Here is a 497-nt window from a genome sequence, read left to right as displayed (position 1 = left end):
CGCAGTTCCTGTCCGAGCTCGTCGCCGACAAGTCCGCCCACCCCGGCGACGACATGCTGTCCGAGATCGTCCGCGCCTCGGAGGACGGCGACTCGCTCAGCTCCACCGAGGTCACCGCGATGGCGTTCCTGTTGCTGGTCGCCGGGCACGAGACCACGGTCAACCTCATCGGCAACGGCATGCTGGCGCTGCTGCGCGACCCCGACCAGCACGCCCGGCTGCGCGCCGACCCCGACCGGGTGCCGCAGGCGGTCGAGGAGTTCCTGCGGTACGACGGACCGGTCAACCTCGCCACGATCCGCTTCACCGACGAGTCCGTCGAGTACTCCGGGGTGACGATCCCGGCCGGCGAGGTCGTGCTGGTCTCACTGATCGGGGCCAACCGCGACCCCGGGCGCTACCCGGACCCGCAGCGGTTCGACCCCGATCGCGACACCTCCGGGCACCTCGCTTTCGGCTACGGCATCCACCACTGCCTCGGCGCCCCGCTGGCCCGC

The 497-nt window shown here is 71.6% G+C and carries 1 protein-coding gene; it reads left to right on the top strand.

The annotated features are described in order from the left end of the window. Positions 1 to 497: cytochrome P450 (locus DBV35_RS29200; protein ID WP_157962083.1), on the top strand; the 497-nt coding region annotated here is incomplete at both ends.

The organism is Acuticoccus kandeliae, assembly GCF_003073115.1.
The sequence above is the reverse complement of the archived record's forward strand: the minus strand, read 5'-3'. Positions and strand labels throughout refer to the sequence as shown.